The organism is Arcobacter denitrificans (SeqCode) (genome assembly GCF_048571185.1).
Classification (GTDB): domain Bacteria; phylum Campylobacterota; class Campylobacteria; order Campylobacterales; family Arcobacteraceae; genus Arcobacter; species Arcobacter denitrificans.
Window position 1 is genome coordinate 1024607 of record NZ_CP182350.1, and the last position, 23068, is coordinate 1047674.

At 29.3% G+C, this 23068-nt stretch carries 24 protein-coding genes; 6 read left to right on the forward strand and 18 right to left on the reverse strand.

Translation table 11 applies throughout. From position 1 onward, the window contains the following. The 9 genes from fliD to ACNI28_RS05170 all read right to left on the reverse strand — a co-directional run bounded on the left by fliD (position 1) and on the right by ACNI28_RS05170 (position 8184). The gene (fliD, locus tag ACNI28_RS05130; protein ID WP_419766124.1) at positions 1 to 1566 is read right to left on the reverse strand and encodes a flagellar filament capping protein FliD; all 1566 of its coding nucleotides are present in this window, start codon (positions 1564 to 1566) and stop codon (positions 1 to 3) included. Between the two features lie 10 nt (positions 1567 to 1576). After that, positions 1577 to 4321 carry a FlgK family flagellar hook-associated protein gene (locus ACNI28_RS05135; RefSeq protein ID WP_419766126.1) on the reverse strand — a complete coding sequence of 915 codons (2745 nt, stop codon included), beginning with the start codon at positions 4319 to 4321 and terminating at the stop codon, positions 1577 to 1579. Between the two features lie 63 nt (positions 4322 to 4384). Continuing rightward, positions 4385 to 5098, reverse strand: a complete 714-nt coding sequence (locus ACNI28_RS05140) for a flagellar basal body L-ring protein FlgH (RefSeq protein ID WP_419766128.1) — start codon at positions 5096 to 5098, stop codon at positions 4385 to 4387. After that, the gene (locus tag ACNI28_RS05145) at positions 5088 to 5510 is read right to left on the reverse strand and encodes a hypothetical protein (RefSeq protein ID WP_419766130.1); all 423 of its coding nucleotides are present in this window, start codon (positions 5508 to 5510) and stop codon (positions 5088 to 5090) included. The genes ACNI28_RS05140 and ACNI28_RS05145 overlap by 11 nt, the downstream gene beginning before the upstream one ends. A 5-nt stretch (positions 5511 to 5515) precedes the next feature. Beyond that, on the reverse strand, positions 5516 to 6049 hold the full coding sequence (locus ACNI28_RS05150) for a flagellar basal body-associated FliL family protein (RefSeq protein ID WP_419766132.1): 534 nt from the start codon (positions 6047 to 6049) through the stop codon (positions 5516 to 5518). A gap of 2 nt (positions 6050 to 6051) precedes the next feature. After that, the gene (locus tag ACNI28_RS05155; protein ID WP_419766134.1) at positions 6052 to 6543 is read right to left on the reverse strand and encodes a MotE family protein; all 492 of its coding nucleotides are present in this window, start codon (positions 6541 to 6543) and stop codon (positions 6052 to 6054) included. An 11-nt stretch (positions 6544 to 6554) separates the two neighbouring features. Beyond that, positions 6555 to 6959: a hypothetical protein gene (locus ACNI28_RS05160; protein ID WP_419766136.1), complete on the reverse strand. Its 405-nt coding sequence runs from the start codon at positions 6957 to 6959 to the stop codon at positions 6555 to 6557. After that, complete coding sequence (locus tag ACNI28_RS05165) at positions 6956 to 7228, reverse strand: flagellar biosynthetic protein FliQ (RefSeq protein ID WP_419766138.1); 273 nt, start codon at positions 7226 to 7228, stop codon at positions 6956 to 6958. The genes ACNI28_RS05160 and ACNI28_RS05165 overlap by 4 nt, the downstream gene beginning before the upstream one ends. After that, positions 7225 to 8184 carry a hypothetical protein gene (locus ACNI28_RS05170; protein ID WP_419766140.1) on the reverse strand — a complete coding sequence of 320 codons (960 nt, stop codon included), beginning with the start codon at positions 8182 to 8184 and terminating at the stop codon, positions 7225 to 7227. The genes ACNI28_RS05165 and ACNI28_RS05170 overlap by 4 nt, the downstream gene beginning before the upstream one ends. A gap of 64 nt (positions 8185 to 8248) precedes the next feature. Here ACNI28_RS05170 and ACNI28_RS05175 point away from each other — a divergent pair, with 64 nt between their 5' ends. Both ACNI28_RS05175 and fliM read left to right on the forward strand, forming a co-directional pair. Next, a complete protein-coding gene (locus ACNI28_RS05175; RefSeq protein WP_419766142.1) occupies positions 8249 to 9301 on the forward strand; it encodes a flagellar basal body P-ring protein FlgI in 1053 nt (350 codons plus the stop codon). Positions 9302 to 9304: 3 nt separating this feature from the next. Further along, positions 9305 to 10399 carry a flagellar motor switch protein FliM gene (gene fliM / locus ACNI28_RS05180; protein ID WP_419766144.1) on the forward strand — a complete coding sequence of 365 codons (1095 nt, stop codon included), beginning with the start codon at positions 9305 to 9307 and terminating at the stop codon, positions 10397 to 10399. 5 nt (positions 10400 to 10404) lie between these two features. On the opposite strand, the gene pyrC is transcribed toward fliM, so the two are convergent. The 5 genes from pyrC to ACNI28_RS05205 form a co-directional block, all read right to left on the reverse strand. Beyond that, positions 10405 to 11418 (reverse strand): dihydroorotase, encoded by a 1014-nt coding sequence (pyrC, locus tag ACNI28_RS05185; protein WP_419766146.1) that lies wholly within the window; start codon positions 11416 to 11418, stop codon positions 10405 to 10407. After that, positions 11418 to 11756 carry a P-II family nitrogen regulator gene (locus ACNI28_RS05190; RefSeq protein ID WP_298751542.1) on the reverse strand — a complete coding sequence of 113 codons (339 nt, stop codon included), beginning with the start codon at positions 11754 to 11756 and terminating at the stop codon, positions 11418 to 11420. The genes pyrC and ACNI28_RS05190 overlap by 1 nt, the downstream gene beginning before the upstream one ends. Positions 11757 to 11835: 79 nt before the next feature. Next, on the reverse strand, positions 11836 to 13020 hold the full coding sequence (locus ACNI28_RS05195; RefSeq protein ID WP_419766149.1) for an ammonium transporter family protein: 1185 nt from the start codon (positions 13018 to 13020) through the stop codon (positions 11836 to 11838). Between the two features lie 221 nt (positions 13021 to 13241). Beyond that, positions 13242 to 13580, reverse strand: a complete 339-nt coding sequence (locus tag ACNI28_RS05200; RefSeq protein WP_419766150.1) for a P-II family nitrogen regulator — start codon at positions 13578 to 13580, stop codon at positions 13242 to 13244. Between the two features lie 75 nt (positions 13581 to 13655). Beyond that, entirely contained in the window at positions 13656 to 14870 is a 1215-nt protein-coding gene (locus ACNI28_RS05205; RefSeq protein ID WP_419766152.1) for an ammonium transporter family protein, read from the reverse strand. Between the two features lie 149 nt (positions 14871 to 15019). On the opposite strand from ACNI28_RS05205, the gene ACNI28_RS05210 reads away from it, so the two are divergent. From ACNI28_RS05210 to ACNI28_RS05220, 3 genes are read left to right on the forward strand one after another with little or no spacing between them, the layout of a single operon-like run. Next, positions 15020 to 15883, forward strand: coding sequence for a hypothetical protein (locus ACNI28_RS05210; RefSeq protein ID WP_419766154.1), 864 nt, complete (start codon positions 15020 to 15022; stop codon positions 15881 to 15883). A 35-nt stretch (positions 15884 to 15918) separates the two neighbouring features. Next, positions 15919 to 16668, forward strand: coding sequence for a sigma 54-interacting transcriptional regulator (locus ACNI28_RS05215; protein WP_419766156.1), 750 nt, complete (start codon positions 15919 to 15921; stop codon positions 16666 to 16668). Further along, entirely contained in the window at positions 16665 to 19199 is a 2535-nt protein-coding gene (locus tag ACNI28_RS05220) for a [protein-PII] uridylyltransferase family protein (protein WP_419766158.1), read from the forward strand. Before ACNI28_RS05215 ends, ACNI28_RS05220 begins: the two co-directional genes overlap by 4 nt. Positions 19200 to 19207: 8 nt before the next feature. Here ACNI28_RS05220 and dsbD read toward each other — a convergent pair whose 3' ends face one another. Together dsbD and ACNI28_RS05230 are read right to left on the reverse strand one after the other, a co-directional pair. Next, on the reverse strand, positions 19208 to 20947 hold the full coding sequence (gene dsbD / locus ACNI28_RS05225; protein WP_419766160.1) for a protein-disulfide reductase DsbD: 1740 nt from the start codon (positions 20945 to 20947) through the stop codon (positions 19208 to 19210). Positions 20948 to 20958: 11 nt separating this feature from the next. Beyond that, positions 20959 to 21324 (reverse strand): thioredoxin family protein, encoded by a 366-nt coding sequence (locus ACNI28_RS05230; protein ID WP_419766162.1) that lies wholly within the window; start codon positions 21322 to 21324, stop codon positions 20959 to 20961. A gap of 126 nt (positions 21325 to 21450) precedes the next feature. Between ACNI28_RS05230 and ACNI28_RS05235 the strand changes: the two genes are divergently transcribed. Then, the gene (locus ACNI28_RS05235) at positions 21451 to 21807 is read left to right on the forward strand and encodes a rhodanese-like domain-containing protein (protein WP_419766164.1); all 357 of its coding nucleotides are present in this window, start codon (positions 21451 to 21453) and stop codon (positions 21805 to 21807) included. 31 nt (positions 21808 to 21838) lie between these two features. On the opposite strand, the gene ACNI28_RS05240 is transcribed toward ACNI28_RS05235, so the two are convergent. Together ACNI28_RS05240 and ACNI28_RS05245 are read right to left on the reverse strand one after the other, a co-directional pair. Then, entirely contained in the window at positions 21839 to 22054 is a 216-nt protein-coding gene (locus ACNI28_RS05240) for a PDZ domain-containing protein (RefSeq protein ID WP_298751568.1), read from the reverse strand. A gap of 67 nt (positions 22055 to 22121) precedes the next feature. After that, entirely contained in the window at positions 22122 to 22931 is an 810-nt protein-coding gene (locus ACNI28_RS05245) for a phosphatidylserine decarboxylase (RefSeq protein ID WP_419766167.1), read from the reverse strand. Positions 22932 to 23068 lie beyond the last annotated feature (137 nt).

The window sequence follows — 23068 nt, forward strand, 5'->3', positions numbered from 1 at the left end:
CTAATTAGAAACAGATTGGTTTATCATCATCTCTAAACCTGCAAATTGAGAATTAAATTTACTAATAATTGTTCCATAATCTGCAAATTGCTGTGCTAGTTGTGCATATTTAGAATCTAAATCTTCTGTTGCTTTTTCCAAATCACTTTCAAGGGATGTCTTTCTAGAATCTAAATTATCTTCATAAGAGGTTATAATTCCGTCAAACCCATCCATATCATCAAGTAAAGTCTTTAATTGTGTACCAAAACCTTCATTTTCTGCTGTACCAATAAAAAGATTTTTTAGATTATCAAAATCATCACTAACAGCAGTATTAAAAACTGCATCATCTAATGATAATGTACCTGTTTTATCCAATGACAATCCATAATTAAATAAATTTAAATCAGAATCTGCCCCATAGCTTCCAAAAATCTGGTCTTTAACTTGTGAAAGAATAGTTCTTAAAGTAGTTCTATCATCTATATTAGAATCAGCTGAGTAAAGTTCAGTATCAATTGAATCAACTAAAGTATTATATTTATCAATAAAATCTTTAAAAAGCGTTGAGATACTTGTAGTATCTTTTTCAATTGATATTGAGGACTCTCCTATTTTTACTGCTGTAATTTTTAATCCACCATCAACTGTAACAAGATTTGAGGAGACATCATAATCAACCCCATCAATTTTTGCTTGTAAGTTTTGTGCGGTTAAAGTATGGTTGTTATTGGTTAAATCTAAACCTAAATCATCATTTGTAACCTCAAGTGGGCTTCCATCACTTCTTCTTATAGATACTGTTCCATCTACTCCAATAGAAGCATCAAAATCAGGATCTGCATCTATACTTGCAATAAATTGACTATAATTATCAGCTCCATTTGTTGTAAAATCTGTACCATTTAATGACAGTGTTAACCCAGCAGCAGGAACTGTTCCAGATGTAACTGTTGTATCAGATAAGAACTCATTAAGTCCTAAGTCTATCCCTGTTTCTGTAATACTTAAAGCATTTTCAGTTCCAGATTTTTCACTTTTTATTACCAACCTAAAAGAGTCCGTTCCTACAGATTCAACAGAGGCATTAAAATTGGAGTTTATATTAATCTCATCAGCTAAATCATCATAAGTTTTATTAAGTGTTGAAAACTCTACACCATTGATAACTAACATTGAACCTGAGGTAGAAGATACTACAGCATCTTTGTCAGCAAATGAAGAGGATTGATACACATCTCTTTGAGCTAATTGTGATACATTTACTGTTGTTGTACCAGTATTTAAACCTCCTGCATCAACTGCATCAAAGTTTACAGACTCTCCAGTTGTTGTTGCACTTTTAGTTTCAAAAGCATTTACTCCACCTGACACAAATAAGTCAAATGGTTTTATTGAATCAAGTAAATCTTGAGTTTGAAGTTTTATTTCTGCTACTTTTACACTCTCTAGTTCCCAATTTGAAAGACTTGTCTCAATTGGTTCAATAGAGGATTTTCTCTCTGCAGATTTTAACTTATCAATTAATTCTTGATTTAAAGTAGAAGCCTGCCCTGTTCCTAATCCTAATACACCTTCAGCCATAATTTACTCCTTAACTTTTAAGTCCAAGTAACGTCTGCAACATTTGATCAACTGTTGTTATCATTTTTGCATTTGCAGAATACGCTGCTTGAAATTTCATTAGATTTATCATCTCTTCATCATTATCAACTTTTGTTTTCAAATCATATGAATTATTTAATGATTGAACAACTGCTTGTTGGGTCTCTAAAATAAAATCACTACTCTCTTTATCCCTTGCTATATTTGTTCTTATACCTTGTAAAAATTGAGAAAGAGATGTTGTATCCTTGTCGTTAGCCACCATATCATTATTAGTATCTTGTCCAAATCCCAAAAATGAAACATCCTCTTTCCATTGGTGTGTTGCCAAATAGTCGTAATCTTTTTGTTCTAGGTTACCAACAGCTACTTTGTTAAATTGCATTGTTCTTACACTTGAACCACTAAACAAATCAATATCTTCTGCTATTTCGATGTTATTATCTGTTGCAATTTCACCATTAATATAAGTATTATCATCATTTTTAATATAACTAGAAGTCATATCAACAAATGTTTTGGCAAAATCATCTAAAGATTTTTTATACTCATCAAATATATTATTTCCAGATTCTGTGACTAAATTTTCCACTATAGCTTTTAATTTTCCACTTGTAATATTTAAGGCCTCATCACGAGTATTTATTGTAATTGCATTACTTGAAGCAAGACTTCTATCTGCTTCTTTATAAATAGAACGTGAAGTAACCCCCTCTTTATTATTTATAACCAAAGTTGATGTCATTGTAACTGCTTGAGAACCACTAGCAGCTGCATTATCTGTAATAGAAAAACTATATGTTTGGTCTGTATTTACATCAGCCAACTCATTTGTAGGAGTAGTAAAACTAAAACTTTCAGTTCCTGCTGGAATGGTTATTTGACCAGTTTCAATATCATATGTTATATTATTGGGACTAAACACAGGAGCTTGGTCAAAATAATCTCCGGTATCATCAGTAAAAGATATCTTCATTACCTGCTCAGTTCCACCTGAAGCTTTTAAATCAACCGTATGAGTAATGGAACTCCCATCAACTGCTGCTAGACTTTTTATTGACTCAACTTGTAAAGTACCACTTGCTTGAGAATCACCTGTAATCTCATTTACACTTGGTATTGCACTTACTAGATTGTTTGTGTTGGTTGTAGATGTAGATATTTCATAATCTTGCGTTACATCTTTCCCATCATTTACCACACTAAGTAGTGAAGTGATTGTATTACTAGTTCCACTTAAAGAGAGTGTATACTCTTGGGTTTTGCCAAACAATGCAAGAGAAGACTCAGCTGTTCCTGTTCCATATGGTAAAGTTCCCGTCGCTTGTTCAACTGAATCAACAGTTATAGTAAAAGACTCAACCCCTGAAGGAACAGTTAACTTATTTGTTGTTGCATTATAAGTTACACCATTTGTTAGTGTAACGGTACCTGATGTTCCATAGTTGTCAGATAAATCAATATCAAAAACTTCACCTGCACTTGCAGCTCCTAGATCTATCTCATGAGACACACTTAAGCCATCATCTGCAAATTTACTTTGTATAGTTACTTCATTACTATTTATTGAAGGATTTACTGAATAAGTAGCTTCATTTACAGAGTATGCCTCTTCTGTAAATGTAACTCTACTGTCAAATTTACCATCTGTTCCAGGAACTTTTGATTCAATAAGTAAAAACATATCACTGCTATCAACGGTGAACTTATTACCTTTATCATCAATTCCATAGTTTCCATTATAGGCTTTTACTTTTGTAGCCATATCTGCATTAGTGTTTATTTTTTCTATTAAGGCTCTTACATAATTAGTATCATCAACTTTTACTGTTTCATCAACTCCATCTCCATCTAAGTCAAAGACCATTGTTTCACCGTATTCAACACTTACAGATGTAGTGTTATCTAATTCAAAAGTAATTACATCTTCTTCATCAAAAGTATCTGTATCTTGTAATATATTGCTTGTACTTCCAGTTTCTGTTACATATCTATCTATTTGAGCAGTATACTCCTCTCCTAAAGAAAGTTCGCCTACTGTTGCATTTGAGATAATAACTTCTCCACCTATTTCTAACTGGTAAAGGTCACTTCCCCTGTCAACTTTTATATCTACATAATCAGAAACTTGTTTTTCTAATAAATCTCTTTTGTCAAGTAAATCATTAGAAGCAAATCCTTGCTCATTTATTTTTTTATTTATTTTCCCAATGTCATTAAGCATTCGATTAACATCTTCAATATTTGTCTCTAGGGCTTTTTGGAAAACTTTTTCTTGATCTTCAACTCCCTCATAAAGACGATTTAAATCATCAACAATTAATTGTCCACTAATTTTTAATTCATTTTTATAAACTTCATTGTTAGGGTTTGCTCTTAGACTCTCAACTGTTTGGAAATATTTATCTAAATCAAAAGATAATCCTGCTTCATCAGTCTCTTGGAAAATTGATTCAACATTTTCTAACATAAAAGATAATTCTGATTGATAGTTTTCTTTACTATTTTGTTTAATAATATTATCATATAAGTATTGACTTGTGATTCTAATTGTATCATCAACTGAAACACCTCTTCCCCAAAGACGGTCATCAGAGATATTCATTTCACTTGTTTCTACAACTCTTTTTTTATATCCCTCAGTATTCATGTTAGAGACATTATTCATTGTATTCTCTACAGCAATTCTAGCTGCAGATAGACCAGTTTGTGCAACATTTAACGAATTAAGCATTTGAACCTTCCTTTGGGATAATATCCCTAATTATTGCATTACAATTCTTAATGTTAGATTAAACTAGAAGGGCCAAAGCATTTTTAGTAGTTTTGTTCCCCAAGGTTGGTGCATAACATCTTGTTCTTCACCATCTTTCTTATACAAAACTTTCAAATTTGCAACTTGAGATGATTTAATAGAGTTGTCTGGACTTATATCATAAGGCCGTATAACCCCCGAAATTATTATCTCTTGCTTCTGTTCATCAATCAACATCTCTTTAGAACCTTTAATGTAATAGTTTCCATTTTGATATGTTTCTTCTATTATAACAGAAAGTGTCGTAGAAAAAGATTCATCAGCTGCTGCTTTCACATCTCCTTTGAACGAGCTATCACTACTTGAGTTAAATTGAACACCACCAAAACTGTTAATTTTATCTGCTACTTTTTGAACTTTTGAATTTAAGGGCAGTACATTATTCGTAGCTGGAGTTATAAGTCCTCCACCTAAAGACTCGGAGCTTGTGTTTGTAAGTTCTCTTTTATTACTTGTATTTGAAGTTAAAGACTCATCAATTACTACTTGTATAATATCACCAATTTGTAAGTCTTTTTTATCTGCAAATAAAGAAGGGCCTTTTCTAGCATACAAAGAGCCCTTGTTATATTGAATAACAGGCTGTGGTTTTACTACTTGCGTAGGAGGCTTTTCAAATTCAATTTCAGGAGTAGTACCTGCACATGAATTTAATAAAAAAGCAAATAAAACAGCTGTAAAATATTTAATTTTCATTATATTTACTCTCTATTATATATTTAATATCTATGACTATTTTAATATTGTTTAAATCATTCTTTATTAATGCTAAAGTTCCATATCTAACCTTTAGGGCATCTAGGTTTGCACTTGTATCACATACTAATAATATCTTGTTTTTTACAATTTTAACATCTTGAATATACTCTTGCCCAATCAAATCAACTGCTGTTTCAACTTCTTTAAAAATCAGTCTTTCCACTTTTTTCGAATCTTCTCTTTTCATCTCTTCAATGTTTTGTGGAGATGTTTTACTAGTAGTTTGGTTAGAAGAAAATTCATCACTCATATGAAAATAGTATGCAGTAAACATAGTAACTAATGCAAGAACTGAAATTATTTTCATCACATAATTTTTAGGTCCACTATTTTTTACTGTAACTATCATTTATCCTACTTTATTACAAAAGTTGTAAACAAAATATCTTTAATACTACTTTTTTGAATATCAGAGTTTCCAGCAGTTGCATCATTTAAGACTTTATTAATTTCATCAATCATTTCATCTTTTAGCAAAGCTTTTCCACCTACTGTTAAAAGCTCTTCAGAACTTCTTGCACTTATTTGAGATATTACAACATCAATAATTTCAGCTTTGTAAGCCTCAACAACTGCTTCAATAGCGGGATCACTACTTTTTAAGGTAAAAGATAGTTTCATTAACTTTTCTCTACCTTTTGCATTAGTAATATTTAGTACCAAGTCATTAACTGCAGCTTTAAATCTATCACTTGAATTAGACTCTTCTTTTTTTACGGTTTCTGCTTGATTGTTATTTTCTTGAGGACTAAAAACCCCTTGAGAATAGAGAAAATATCCACCACCAACTACTGCTAGTAATAAAAATAAGATTAGTGCAATAAGCACTATCATTAAACCTTTTCCTCCACCCTTTGCAGGTTGTTCTACAACTTCTTCTTCAGCCATTATTATCCTTTCTTGCTTTCATCTTTAACTCTAAAATTTTTAAGCTTTTCAGTAAGCTTAGAAGCATTTCTTATACTTAAGTATCTCATGATTTGAGTCACTTTTTTCTCTTTTAATTTCAAGATTATATCAAAAACATCTTCAATTTTTCCATCATCAATCATTTTGTTAAAAATTTGACCTGCAATTTTTGGTTTCATTGCATTATATATTTTTGAAGTTTTGCTAGCAACTTCTCCTTGTATATCTTTTAAAATTGTTTGATTTTTATCATATATATTTTGTATTTCTTGTTTTTCTGATTTTATTTTAGCCATTAACGACTCTAACTCTTGTTTTCTTTTTTTGTACTCTTCTTCTTTTAATGTATAAAATTTATTTAAATCTTGTTTTAAAACCATGATCTCTTTTTTCTCTTTAATGAAAGAGCCAGCGGTCTCCTGTGCAAATAGATATGTTCCAAAAACTAAAATTACTATAAATATTTTATTCAATTAAAATCCCCTTATCCTGTTATATATTTACTTTGTACAAATTCACTTGATGCTTCTTCTTCTGCAACTAATAATTTTTTATATAACTCTTTCTTCTCTTCTTTAAGCAAATAATCATATTGTTCAGCCTCTTTTTGAAGTTGAACAATTTCTAAATTTAACTTATCTAATTTTGTTAGTAAAAAGTTTCTTTGTGATTCTAGCTTTTTACGTTCCATTCTTAGTGTCTCTTTATGGATTTCTAAAACTTTAAAGTCTGAAATTGCTCCATGCCTATCAACACTTGCTGTATTTATGTTAACACTTAAATCATTAATTTGCTCATCAAATAATGAAACTGAATTCATAATCTCAGCTTTATACATCAACTTTTGGTCAGTTTGTGATTTTTTCAGTTTATATAGTTTTTGTATCATCCATTGTTACCATACATTAAAATTATATTCCATAACTCTTTTGTATATGTACTTACATTGTCTCCAATCCATGGTAAAGAGATTAATATAAAAACAGATACAAAAACAACTTTAGGTACAAAAGCCAATGCTGCATCAGAGATTTGAGTTACTGCTTGAAATACAGAGATTAATAACCCTATCACCATACTTACAAATAGTGAAGGTAATGCTAATAAAAGAATTATCTTAACTGTATTTTGGGCAATAGCCATTAGGTCCATATTCATTCTTTAATCTTTACAGTTATTTCTAATGCTTTACTCTCTAATAATTTAGTTAAAAACTCTCTAATATCATCTGGATTATCAAGTTTTATACTCATCTCGTTTGCTTTATTTTCTATTTTTTTTGCTACTCTTGGCTTTATATCTTCTCCACTTAAAGCAGATAAAATATCATCTTCTGTTAAATCATCTAAAGATGTGATATCTTCAAAATTTATAAGTTCATCCATCTCTTCAAGTGAAGTAATTGATTCAAATGTTTTTTCATTTTCATCATTAGTATTAATTTGTGGCTCCTCATCTAGCATTTGCTCAGATTTATTGGTTTTTGAAGAGACTTCATCATTATCTTGATGTTCTTCCTCATCTATTTCAATTCTTTCACTCTGACTTTCTATAGAATCATCATAGTCTGGCTCTTCTTCTTGAGATAACAAAGCTTTCAAATCATCACTAAGTTCATAATCATCATCTATGATTTTATCTTCATTTTCTGTATTATCTTTATCTTCGTCATTATAAGCATCATTTACAATATTTGTTATAGAATCCTGAATTTGTCTTTCATCAAAATCTTCGTCATCATCATCTAAACCTAAATCTTTCATTTTCTTAAGAATATATTTTGATATATCAGCAATAGAATCAACACTTAAATCATCAATTCCTTTTTGTTTTAAATACTCTTGTTCTATTCCATCTTTTGGTTTTAGAAACTTTATTTTGGAATTTATTAAATTCTCTTTTATAATCTTTGCATCATCAATTAAAAAGATATCATCATCATTATCTTCAATTAGTTCTTTTAAGGTATTCAAAGATTGAACATCTTGAATTAAACCATTATCACCCAATTTAAAATCGATATGAGTTCTATTTAATTCATCTTTAATATCTTTTTTAAAGTTTTGACTGCCATAAATATAAATATTCAAAGATAACCCTAATTTAATTTTCATTTATGATATCTAAAATTTATATAAATTTAGATAAAATAAATCAATTATTATACGAGGTAAACTATTGAAATACATTTTTTTATTTTTTTTCTTATTTACATCTATATACGCACAAACAATAAAAGATATAACAAATATTGTTGGTATTAGAGAAAATCAACTTTTAGGTTATGGTCTAGTTGTAGGGCTTGCAGGCACTGGTGATAAATCAACTTTTACCATGCAAAGTCTACAAAACCTACTTAGAAATTCTTATATTAAAATTCCCACGTCATCAATTAAATCTAAAAATATTGCTGCAGTAATGGTTACATCATCACTACCCGCATTTGCTAGACAAGGGGATAAAATAAAAGTTAAAATATCAGCTATTGGGGATGCAAAATCAATCAATAATGGTGAACTTTTGTTAACTCAATTAAAAGGGGTAGATGGCAATGTATATGGACTTGCACAAGGGACAATCATAGCCAATAAAGATAATGAAACCACAGGTATGATTTATGAGGGTGCTATAATTGAAAATGAGATACCATATACCTTAAAAGATGAAAAAAATTTAACTCTTAGTTTAATAAAAGCATCAGCATCAGATGCAGATATGATTCAAAGAAAAATCAATGAAAAATTTGCTTCTAAAATAGCTTTTGCCTATGATACAAGAACTATAGAAGTTAATAAACCAGAAAGTGATATGTCTATGGTAAGATTTATTTCAATCATTGAAAATATACCATTAGATTCTTCATTCAAAAAAAGAATTATAATAGATAAAAATAGAGAAATGATTATTTCTGGAAATGATATTGAAATAGGTCCCGTTACAGTTTCAAAAGAGAATTTCATTCTTAGAATTAAGCAAACAGACTTAAACAGTGAACAATGGGATAATATAGAAGTAAACAAAGGTATGAATATAGGCGATGATATTGTTATTGCAGATAAACCAATAGTAGACTTAGATAATACTATGATAAATACAAAAGGTTTACCAAAAGTTTCTGATTTAGTTAGAGCAATGAAAGTTATGAAACTACCAATGATAGATATAATCGAAACTCTCAAATTAATAAAAGAGTTAGGTGCTCTTGATGTTGAATTAGAGATTAGAGGATAAGAGATGGCAGAATTTTTAAGTCAAGATGAAATTGATGCACTTTTAGATATTGCAGAACAAGGTGAAGACATTGACAAAACAGTCGATGAACCTATTATATCAAAAGAAAAAAACTACTCTATTTATGACTTTAAAAAGCCAAATCGTATTTCAAATGAGCAGTTTAAAGCCTTTTCAACACTTCATGATAAAATGCTAAGAGATCTCATCACTGATCTTTCTGCAATGCTTAGAAAAATTGTTGATATAAAACTATACTCAATAGAACAAATGACATATGGTGAATTTATTTTATCAATTCCACAATTGACATCTTTAAATACCTTATCTATTAAACCTCTTGATGGAAGAATAGTAATTGAGTGTAACCCAGGAATTTCACATAAAATTATTGCAGAGTTATTAGGAAGTGGTTCAGTTGCTGCTAGTGATAACCTAGATAGAGAGTTAACAGAAATTGAAGTTGAAATATTTGACCACTTTTATAAACTTATAGTTTCGCATTTATACAAAGCTTGGGATGAAATTACAACACTTAATTTTAAAATAGAATCAAGAGATACAAATGCAAATGCTATTCAAATCATCTCAGACCATGAAATTGTTTTACTTGTTGTTTTAGAATTTACAATTGATGAAGAATCAGGATTTTTATCTATTTGTTATCCTATTTCATATATAGAAACGCTGTTAAATAAAATTGTTACAAAGATTTTTGCAGAAGGTAGAAATAAAAAAGCAAGTAGAAAAAGAGATATAACAACTCTGATTTCTGGTGCAAAAATGAACATAGAATCAATCATGGCCGAAACTGTTCTAAAAGCCTCTGAAGTTTTAGATTTAAAAGAGGGAGATGTAATAGTCTTTAATAAAAATTCAACTTCATCAACATCAAAAGTCTATATCAATAATAAAGAAAAATTCTTAGCAATAAGTGGTTTATCAAATAATAGAAAAGCTATACAAATAAAAGCAAATATAGACCATGAAAAAATGGAAACGTTAGAAACGCTAAGAAGTATGAGAGAAGAGAGAATCCAAAAAGCTAAAGAGAGTCAAGAGAAAATCACTCAACTCCTATCAGAAAGAGACGATTAAGTCTCTTACTTTATAGACCACTTCAGTTTTTGATTATTATACATAGGTACAACATTTTCACCAAAATCTTCATAAATATTAGGAACAATAAATTCCTCTTTTACTAAAGTAATATCTTTACTAAGTGCTTTGAAATTATAAATCTTTTGAGCATTTAGACTTAAAAAAGCATTTAAATTATCTAACTTATCATGTTTTTCAAAAAGCTCAGCTAAAACTTGAAGAGCTATAGGTGAAGTAAAAACTCCTGCAGCACACCCGCAAGACTCTTTTTTATGTTTAGGGTGTGGTGCAGAATCAGAACCAAACATTATTTTTGCATTACCATCTAGTGCAGCTTTTAGTAGAGCATCTCTATCTTCATACCTTTTTGCAATAGGCTTACAAAAAAGATGTGGTTGAAGCATACCACCAGCTACATCATTCAATGTAATAATCAAATGATGTAAAGTAATTGTTGCATATAAATTTTCATATTTTTCTACTAATTCCACTGCATCTTTAGTAGTAATGTGTTCCATTATGATTTTTAATTTAGGAAATGCTTTAGCCAAACCTTCATAAATAGGCATAAACTCTTTTTCTCTATCCATTACAAAACCATTAGTTTCGCCATGAACACATAAAGGGATATTTAAATCACTCATTGCTTCTAATGTTGGTCTTAAACTCTGGGCATCTATTGCAGCTACTCCATTTTCAGAATTAGTTGTAATTCCTGCTGGGTATAACTTTATACCTATTATCTCATCTTTAACTTCTTCTAAGAACTCTCTTGAATATTCTTGAAAAAATAGAGTCATAAAAGGCTCAAAAGCATCATCTTTACAAGCCTCTTTAATTCTACTTTTATAAGATAACAAAGCCTCTTTTGTTGTAATTGGAGGTACTAAATTTGGCATTACTAAAGCACCTGCAAAAGTTTTAGAAGTTAGTGGTCCCACTAGTTTCAACATCTCACCATCTCTTAGGTGAAGATGCATATCTAGTGGAGAGTTAAGAACAATTTGCTTACTCACTAAATTGCTTCCTCATCTTCTTCACCTGTTCTGATTCTTACAATTCTTTCAATTGGAGAAACAAATATTTTACCATCACCAATTTTTCCTGTTTTTGATGATTCTGTGATTAAGTTAATAGTTGAATCAACATCTTTATTTGCAACAATAAGTTCAATTTTAATTTTTGGTAAAAAATCAACTACATATTCAGCGCCTCTATAAAGCTCAGAGTGACCTTGCTGTCTTCCATAACCTTTTACATCAGATACTGTCATACCAGTTATTCCAGCCTCTGTTAATGCCTCTTTTACATCTTCTAATTTAAATGGTTTAATTATTGCTTCAATCTTTTTCAATTTTAATCCTTTTTTTGATTCTTATATTCTAACAAAATAAATTTAAATAAATCTAATCATTCTATAACTAATAATTAGATTAAAATGCTCGCTTAAATTCTGGATATGCTTCAAGTCCACACTCTTCTACATCTAGCCCTTGCATCTCTTCGTCTTTTTCTGCTCTTAGCGGTACTATTTTATTTATTATAAATAATACTACAAATGATGTAACAAAAGCAAAAGTTCCAACAACAACTACACCTTTTAATTGTCCAAGTAAAGTAATATCATCTCCATTAGATGCAAAAATACCAACAGCAATTGTTCCCCAAATACCATTTAACAGATGCACAGAAAGTGCCCCTACAGGATCGTCAAGTTTTAATTTATCAAAGAAACTTACTCCAAATATAACTAAAACACCACCAATTGCACCTATTAAGATTGGAGTATAAATATTGTATAGGTCTGGACCTGCTGTAATTGCAACCAATCCACCTAAGGCACCATTTAATACCATAGTTATATCAAGTCTGTTATATCTAAAATGCATATATAAACCAACTAAAATAGCCCCTGCTAGACCTGCTGTGTTTGTATTCATGATAGTTAAAGCTACTGCATCTGCACTCTCTTTTGATGCAATTGAACCTACACTACCACCGTTAAATCCAAACCAACCAATCCAAAGAAGAAAAGCACCTAAAGTTACAAGGGGAATATTTGAAGCTGGAATAACACGAACTCCACCCTCTTTTGGATATCTTCCTCGACGTGCTCCTATTATAATAATAGCTGCAAGTAGTGCCCAACCACCAGTACTGTGAATAACAGTTGAACCTGCTAAATCGTACATAGTTAAATCTAAAGCAGTTCCTTCTAACATATCACTTCCCCAAGACCAATTAACAATTATAGGATAAATTAATGCACCCATTATTATAGTAAATAGTCCTAGAGGTAATACTTTTGCTCTTTCACTAACTCCCCCTGACATTATATTAATAACTTTACCAACAAATGCCATTTGAAATAAAAATGCTGCCCATTTACTCATACTATCACTTCCAAAATCACCAAAAGCCACAGAGTATCCAACTAACAAAAATGCCAAAGAGGCAACTGCATAAATCATAGTATTAACCATTAAAACTGCACTTACATTTTTAGTACGTACAAGTCCTGCTTCTAACATAGCAAAACCGGGAACCATAAAAATGATTAAAGTCATTGCAAAAATTGCAAAGAATGTATCAATTACATAAGAGATGTTTGCATCCATATTTATCCTTAATTATTAAATTTTAATTATTATATATTATCTCTATAATTTTTGATTTGTTTTGGTGGTTGTTTTTTATACATAATTTTTGGGTGTTTTTTAGACGAAAAGGATATCTTGTATAATTAATATACAAAAACAAAAGAGTGCTTAAAAGGTGCACTCTTTGTTTTAATAAAAAAAGACAAGCTAGATGATGTCTTTTTTATGGCAAATAAGAACTAAACTGCTTCGCTTCCAGTTTCACTAGTTCTGATTCTAACTACATTATCAATAGGTGTAACGAAAATTTTACCGTCACCAATTTTTCCTGTTTTTGCTGATTCTGTAATTGTTGCGATTGTTTTATCAACATCTTCATCATTTACGATTAGCTCTATTTTTATCTTAGCTAAGAAATCAACAATATACTCTGCCCCTCTATATAACTCAGAGTGACCTTGTTGTCTTCCATAACCTTTTACATCAGTTACAGTCATACCTGTAACACCTGTTTCAACTAAAGCCTCTTTAACATCTTCAAGTTTAAAAGGCTTGATGATTGCTTCAATTTTTTTCATTCTTTATTCCTTTTAGTAATATTTCAAAAAAATATATCTTTTTAAAAGGTAAGTCTCCTTACCTTTTATCACCATTTACGCTCTTTTAAACTCAGGATAAGCTTCAAGTCCAGTTTCATGGATATCTAAACCTTGTACTTCAACTTCTTCGCTTACTCTTAATCCAACAACTAAGTCTAAGATTTTCCATACAATGAATGAAGATATGAATACAAATGCACCAATAACAACGATACCTTTAACTTGTGCCATAATTGTAACATCTGGATTGAAGATACCTACAGCTAATGTTCCCCAGATACCTGCAACTAAGTGAACTGATAATGCACCAACTGGATCATCAATTTTCATTTTATCAAACATAGGTACAGCAAATACTACTAAAGCACCACCAACAATACCTTCAATAAATGCAACCATCATTCCTAAATCTGGTCCTGCTGTACAAGATACAAGTCCTGCTAAAGCACCATTTAAAACCATAGTTAAATCAACTTTTTTGTAAATAAGTTGAGTTAAAATTGCAGCCATAATAGCACCAGCTGCTGCAGCCATATTTGTATCAGCAATAACCATTGCAATACCATCAATATCACCTTTTGAACCTAGTGCTAATTGAGAACCACCATTAAATCCAAACCATCCCATCCATAAAATGAATGTACCAAGTGTTGCTAGTGTTAAGTTTGAACCAGGGATTGGTCTAACTCCACCATCTTTACCATATTTACCTTTTCTAGCTCCTAAGATAAGAACACCAGCTAAAGCAGCCCATCCACCAACAGAGTGAACAATAGTTGAACCAGCGAAATCAGAGAATCCAGCGATAATACCACCTAATTCACTTCCACCCCATGTCCAGTGACCTTGTAATGGATAAATAACACCACTTAAAACAACAACAAATATTAAAAATGGCCATAATTTCATTCTTTCAGCAATTGATCCTGAGATTACAGAAGCAGCAGTTGCAACAAATACAACTTGGAAGAAGAAATCAGCAGCAGCAGGATATGCAGCATCAGCAGCAGTTTCCATACTAATTGTTGAGAAACTTCCCATGATAGCTCCGCCATCACCATACATTAAGTTATACCCTACAAAGTAATACATAATACAAGATATTGCAAATAAAGCAATATTTTTTGTTAATACAGTAGCATTATTCTTACTTCTTGTTAAACCAGATTCTAACATAGCAAAACCGGCTGCCATCCACATAACTAAGATTCCCATCATGATAAACAAGAACCCATCAAGAACATATTTTACATCAGCAAAATTTTCCATTTTTTTCCTTTTCAAAATTGATATGAGAAATTATAAAATAAAAAATAAACTTCTGCTAGAGATACTCTGTATAAATAATATACAATTATTATTTTTTTTACTTTTCATTAAAATGTTATAATGTATCTAGTTAAACAAAAGGAATAAACATGGAAGAGTTTTTAACCATATATGAGGTTAATAAAGAAAAAATTGAAGATTTTATAATTAATAGTATTCACAATTTAGGGAACTTAAAAGATAAGCAAGAAAAGAATTTTTCTAACATTTTCTCAGTATTTCCCTCTTTAGAGTTAGTTTATACAGTCAACAAAAACACAAAAATACAAAACTCACCTAACTACTACAGAAATAAACTTGATGCACGTGCCAACAATCAAAGTCGATCTTATATAATAGATAAACTTCATTTTAAAGATAAATCTACGGCATTTTCATCTCCATATATAAGTAGTGCCACAAGAAGTAACTGCATTACTCTTACAATAAAAGAGGGTGATGAGATAATCTTTTTAGATTTTAAAATAGAGACCCTATTAGAAAGGTTAGAATTAATCGAATTAAATAAACCTTTCCATACATTGACAAAAATATTCTATGCAATAGCTGGTTTTTCTATGGTTTTATTAGCTTTATTTATTATACTTTATTCACTTGGAGACTTTTTTACAAGTTTGATTATACATTATGATTTTACCCTTGATGCTATATTTAAGCCTATAATTGCTTTAACGCTAGGTATTGCCATATTTGATTTAGCAAAAACAATTTTGGAACAAGAGGTCTTTTTTAAATCCTACTCTAGAAACTCTAAAGTAGATACTAGAATGGTCATAAAATTCTTGATTACTATTATTATAGCCTTGTCAATTGAAGGCTTAATGGTTGTATTTAAAATAGCAATAGAAAATTATACTGAAATGTTAAATGCACTTTATCTTATAACAGGTATATCTTTTATCATCATTGCCCTGTCTATTTTTATTTATTTAACTTCAAAAAAATATAAATAATTGTATACTATATATACTAAATAGAGAGGAAAAACATGCAAGAATTTATAGCTGTTTCAGAAATATCAAAAGAAATAAAAAACTCAGCAGAACTTCTTAAATCTTTAGATATTAATGCATTAATAACAGGTCAAAGAGGTGTAGGAAAGAAAAGTTTAGCAAAATATATTACACAAGATTCAAATATTTATAATGCAAAATCACTACAAGATGATATAACAGATAATGTGATTTCAATTTCTAATTGTACGGTTATTATAGAGAATATTGATGAAATAACGAATATTGATCTGTTTATAAATTGGGTTGAAAATAATGCTATAAAAGTTATAGCAACATCAAAAAAAGATGATTTAAATGAAAAACTATCAGATCTGTTTTCAATCACAATAGATATCCCAGCGCTAGATACAAGAAAAGAAGATATAAAACCCTTAGCAAACAAGTTTGCAAAAGAAGCAAGTGATATTTTGGGAATAGTAGAAAAACCTTCTAAACTTATTGTAAATACAAGTCAAAATGCCTATAGTTTGAGAAAGTCTATATTCTTTTCATACCTTTTTGAATCAATTGGTGAAAATGAGATAATGATGCTTTTAGAAAATTATATACTTGATAATATGGAAGGTGAAAACACTTATAGAGACTTTGTATATCTATTTGAAGCACCACTTCTTAGAGCTTCACAAAAAAAGTTTAAATCACAAGTTCAAATGGCTAAAAACTTAGGTCTAAACAGAATAACATTAAGAAAAAAGTTAGAGTTACATAAAGAGTTAATATGATAACTGAGATGAATATTGAAGTTGAAGAACTTATTGAAAAAAATGCAAATGATTTTCAAATAGCAAAAGTATTTAAAAGATATATAAAAGAGTATGTTGACTCAATTGATACAAGTATTGATACAAATGGAGGAAAAGACTTTTTTGTAAAACATACAAAAAATACAGATATGTTTTTAATATCTCTTTATAAATATATATTGCGAAAAAACTTTGGCTCTTATCAACCAATGAGTACAGCTATTCCTATTTCTTTGATTGCTTTAGGCTCTTATGGAAGGGAGCAGTTGTGTATTTACTCAGATATTGATTTAATGATACTTTATGAAGATATCAAAGGCTACAACACAAAAGATATGATACAAGAGTTTATTACTTTAGCATGGGACTGTGGACTAAAGTTAGGGTCTAGAGTACATGAGCTAAATGATGTAGCAGATTCGGTAAAAGAAGATGTTACAATAAAAACGGCTCTTATTGAATCAAGATTAATTTATGGTTCAAAATATTTATGGTTTGGCTTTGAAAATGTCTTAACCAGAATTAGGAAAACAGACCAACTACAATTTATACTAGAAAAAAAACAAGAACATAAAGATAGACTATTAAAATATCCATTAAAAATGGAACCAAACATAAAAGATGGTTATGGTGGGATGAGAGAGGCTAATATGGTCTTTTGGATTGCTAATATTGTCTTTGGTGTATCAAAATTAAAATATCTTATGGATAAAGAGTTTACAGAAGAAGAGTACAAAAAATACAGAACTTCTTTAGAATATATTTTTCAAGTAAGAAATCACTTACACAATATTGCAAAGAAAAAACTTGATACTGTAAACTTTGATATATTGCCAGAGTTAAGTAGCAAACTTGGATTTAAACATACTCCAAGAAAAACAAAAGAGACTCAAGCAATGAATAAAATATTTGAGTCTTTACATAATATTCACTTTTTTACAAATATTTTAACTAAAAAATTTACAAGAGCAATCGAATTTAAAAATCAAAATTATGATTTAGTTAGAAAACACAGATTTAAAAAAAATCTTTTCATCTATGAAGGAAAACTTTTTACCTCATATTTTAATAAACCCAAAACATTAACAGCATTTTTAAAAGAACTTATATCTTTGCCAATAGAAGTTGAAAGATATGACCAGTCTTATGTTTATTATGCAAGTAGAACTATCTTACCACATAAGCAAACAAAAGAGCATAAACAACTATTAAGAAGATTGCTTTACAAAGAGTCTTTATATGCAATCATGAAGTTACTCTATAATGCAAGAATATTTCAAACAATATTTCCTATTACTAAAAAAATGATAAATCAACCACAATTTGATGGATATCATGAACTTCCAGTTGATGTTCACTCAATAAAAACACTTAAACACTTAACTGATATAAAAGATGAGTTTGTAAAAGAGTTGTATGACCAATTTGACAAAACAGAACAATCTATAGTAAAAATAGCAACTTTTTTCCATGATGTAGGAAAAGGAAGATATACAGATCACCATGTATCAGGGGAAAAACTATTTAGAAATATGGCAAATGGTCTTGATTTTAAACCTGACCATGTTCAAACTATTGCTAAACTTATAAGATATCACAATATGATGAGTAAAGTAGCAACTAGTGAAGATATCTACTCAGAAAAGATTATTAGAAATTTTGCAGGATTGGTTTTAAATAAAAAATTCCTTGATATGCTATTTGTTTTAACATATGCAGATATATCAGCTGTAGGTAAAAATGTTTATAAAAGTTCAACTTCAGCACTCTTAAAAGAGTTATATAATCAAACTATGTATGCCTTTGAAGATGTGACACTTTTAACAGAAAGTACAAGAAGGGTTAGAAAAATCAATAGTATTAAAAAGCTAAAACAGTATGTTGAACTTCCTTCATTAATTAAGAAAAAAATATCATACATCTCTTCAAATCAAATATTCTTACAACTTAAAGCTGCAGATATTTTAGACTTGGTACTAAAAGCAAAAGATGTAGAGACCTATACTTATAAGATATTAAATGATTCTCGTTTAACAATAAGAATTATTAGAAAGATTCCTCTAAACTTAGGTTATTTACTTGGAAGACTAGAGTTTTTAGATATCTCAACTATGAATATTTTTAAACTATTTGATGATAAAAAATGCTTTGAAATTACATTTACTGAAAAAGTTACAGAGGGTGATATTTTACATATTGAAGATATTATAAAATCCTCTTTTGATATGAGTAAAAAACTAAATATCAAAAAACCAAATATTCTAAAAAATGAAATATATATAGATTGTAATCACACATCTTATTTAGCAAGTATGAAGATTAACTCCACCAACCAAAAAGGTTTGTTGGCATACATTACTAAAATCTTTGATGATTTTAATGTGGAAATAGAGAGTGCAAAACTATCCTCAACTAAAAGAAAAGTTAGAGATTTATTCTTGATTGAAAAGAATGGAAACTTTTGTATAAATACAGATAAAATTATAGATATAATTAGTAGTGGCGAATAATGCTACTACTAAAAATGTTTATTAACTATTTCTAAAAACTCTTTTGGGTTTTTATATCCAACTATTTTTGCTGCGTTTATCTCTTTTTTGTTTTTATCCCAAAAAATCAATCCTGGAGGTCCAACTATATTAAATCTTTTTTGTAAATCTTTATCATCTTGATTATTTGCTGTTACATCAGCTCGAAGTAAAGTAAACCCTTTTAGCTTTTGAATAACTTGCTCATCTTTAAATGTTATCTCTTCAAGCTCTTTACATGAGACACACCAATCAGCATAAAAATCTAACATAACTGGTTTATTAGAACTTTTTATTGCCTCTTCTAGCTGGGTTATATTCTTAACGCTTTTAAATACTAATTCGTTTTGTTGCATTGCAATAGTTTTACCCGAAGTAAATTTTTCTAAAGGATTTAAGACATTTGTTGCACCACTTACTGCACCCACAAAAACTATAACACCATATATCAAAATCACTAAAGTAATAAGTTTTATTAAAATATGTTCATATACTTTTAAATATATTGCACTTCCTAAAAGTAATAATGCCCATAAATACATGACAATAGTTGCTTCAAGAACTCTATCTAACATCCAAATAGCAATTGCTAACATCACTATTCCAAATATTTTTGTAATAGTTTCCATCCAACCACCAGGTTTTGGCATAAATTTTCCTGCACCAAGACCGATTAATAGTAGTGGCAATCCCATACCTAAACTCATCACAAATAAAGCAGCCCCACCTAAGATGGCATCACCTGTTTGTCCTATATAAACTAAAGCACCAGCTAATGGAGGAGCTACACAAGGACCAACTATAAGTGCAGAAAGGAATCCCATAACGGCAATCCCAAAAACACCTTGTTTTTCTCTTCCTTCTGTTGTTTTATTTATTTTATTTTGTAAACTTTGAGGTAGTTCTAATTTAAAATATCCAAACATTGAAAAAGCTAAGGCTACAAATATAGCTGCAAAGACAGTTAATACATAAGGATTTTGAAGTGCCACTTGTAAGTTCGCACCAAAGATTCCTGCTATTACCCCAGCTATTGTATATGCCAAGGACATTGCTAATACATATACCAAAGATAAAAAGAAGCCTTTTTTTGCAGTTAACTTTTCATTTTGTCCAGCTTTTACAATAATTGAAGATAAAATCGGAATCATTGGAAAAACACAAGGTGTTAATGATAATAAAAGTCCAAATCCAAAAAATGTAATTAATACAATAAAAAAGTTTCCATCTTTTAAACTACTAGCAATTGTATCGGTCTCATTTAAATCTGTACTATCTATATTATCTACACTACTTACAGTTGTTTTAGCTACTACATTTTCAGGTATTTTAACCACAGTTGTTTTAGTCATTGGAGCATAACAAAGCCCTGCTTTTGAACAACCTTGGAAGTTAAACTCTATTTCATACTCTTTTGCATCAACTTTTGATTTTAACAAAGAAAATGGAACTTCAATTTCTAAATTATAAAAATGTACGATAAACTCTTCATAGGGTACAGGTTCTTTTATATTCAACTCTTTTGTCAAATCAAATTGTTCTGGCTTTTTTATTTTTACGCTTACTTTGTCCGCATATAAATAAATATCTTTACCTAACTCTAGATTTATTATTAAGCTATTGTTATTAGTTTCAAAACTCTCTTTAAATGCTTCATTAGGCGGTAAAAAACTTCTCTCTATCCCAAAGGCAAAAACAAAAGTAAGAAGTAAAAATACAAGTTTTTTCATTTAATTCCCTATTATTTTAATAAATATGAATTTACATTGTCATTTATTTGGTCCAAAGATTGAACACCAACTGTTAACTTTACTACTTTTCCATCATTTATATATGCCAATGTTGGGATACTAACCACTCCAAATTTACTTACTAATTCTCTTTGGTCATCAATATCAACTTTATATATTGTTATCTCTTCTGGTTTTGTTGAGTCATATGACGTTAAATTTTTTGCGATCACTTTACAAGGAGGACACCATGTGGCATAAAAATCAATAATGACTTTTTTACCTTTGATTTTCTCATCAATATTATCAACTGTCAAATGTTCAAAAGCAAACAAGCTTGAAGCAAACAGACAAAATATAATTAAAAACTTTTTCATAAATAATTCCTTTATATAAGTATAGTAAAAAAGTGTGTAAATATTGTTTAGTCTGATTAACTTTTTTTATATACTTTAGTATAAGAATTATTTATGTAAGATTTTTAAAAATTATTAGGATTTATCGTGAATAGAACTTTAAAGAATGTACTTCCCCAAGACATACAGCCATTCATAGATGAAAATGTACCACTTATTGATATTAGAAGAGATGATGAGTTTTTAACAACTGGCATAATAAAAGGAGCATATAAATTAACCTTCTTTGATGAATATGGACGGCATAACTTAGAAAAATGGTTAAATGATTTTAAAAAAATTGTAAAAAATAAAGAAGATAAGTTTATTTTAGTTTGTGCCCATGCAAATAGAACAAAAACAGTAGGAGATTATTTAGCAAATAAATTAGAGTATACAAACACCTATCACTTAGAAGGTGGAATGGCTTTGTGGCTAGAGCAAAACAAAGAGGTTGTTTACTAAAAAAAGACCAAATTTCTTTGGCCTTTTTTTACTATTTTTTTGCTTTTTGTAATACTTCTATTACTTCATCTAAATTTGCATAAGGAATGTGAGATTTCCACTCAACCGTTTCTCCATTTAATGAAATACCAATACTAACAACGTCATCAGTTCCTGCACCATAAGGTTCTGTGATATTAGAAATAAAAATTTTACCTTTTTTTGTCCCCGATAAAGAGATTTCTGCTAATTGTGTAGTTGTTGACATATCTTATCCTTTTGTTGATTTATAACATTTTACATAAATAAACTTTTATAATGTTAAACTTACTTTTTTACTTTTCATTAATAACTGTACCAAATAAAACTTTTTTATTTGTAAGTTTTTTTAGTTTGATACTATCTTTTTCCCAAATCATAGCAATTGTTGAACCCATTTTAAAATAACCTAAACATTCAGCTTTTTTAATATTTAAATTATCATACTCATAAACTTTTATCTCTTTTGCATCAATATTTGTTTCAACTGCACTTTCAAACTCAAATACCATTTGCCCCACATTTAAAGCACCCACAAATACCATATAAAATAGATTTGAATCTTTATCAAAACACTCTAAAATAACTCTTTCGTTTTGACAAAATAGGTCTAATTCTTTATTTAGATATTTTAAATTTACTGGATAAAGTTTTCCTGGTACATGGATAAGTTTTGTTACCTTAAAATCACAAGGTGCATGATATCTATGATAATCTTTTGGTGATAAATAAAAGTTCATAAAACTACCATCAATAACTTTAGAAAGATTTTCTTTACTAATATGATATGTCAATAACTCTTCTACGCTATATTCCATACCTTTTATTTGTAATAATCTATCTTTACTTAGATTCCCACATTCTGTAATTAAAGAATCAGTAGGTGAAATTATAGAATCATTATTTGTATCAATCTGCCTTTGAATCGCAAGTTCTCTTGTGAAAAGGTCATTTAGAGATTTGTAGTATTTTGGATTTCTAAACTCACTCATATCTAAGCCTAAGCTTTTTACGTAAGTATTATTTATAGCTGATTGAATAAAAGAGGGAAACTCTTTTTTTGCAAACTTTCCAAAATATTGTGAAATCAAATTTGTAATATGCATTTTAATCCTTATAAAAAATGTATTCTATCTAATTATCACTTGATTTTTAAACTTACTATTTAACTTAAGTTCCTAAGAATAAAAAAATATTAATTTGCTAATCTTCCATTATTAATAAATAAAAGGATAATAATAAA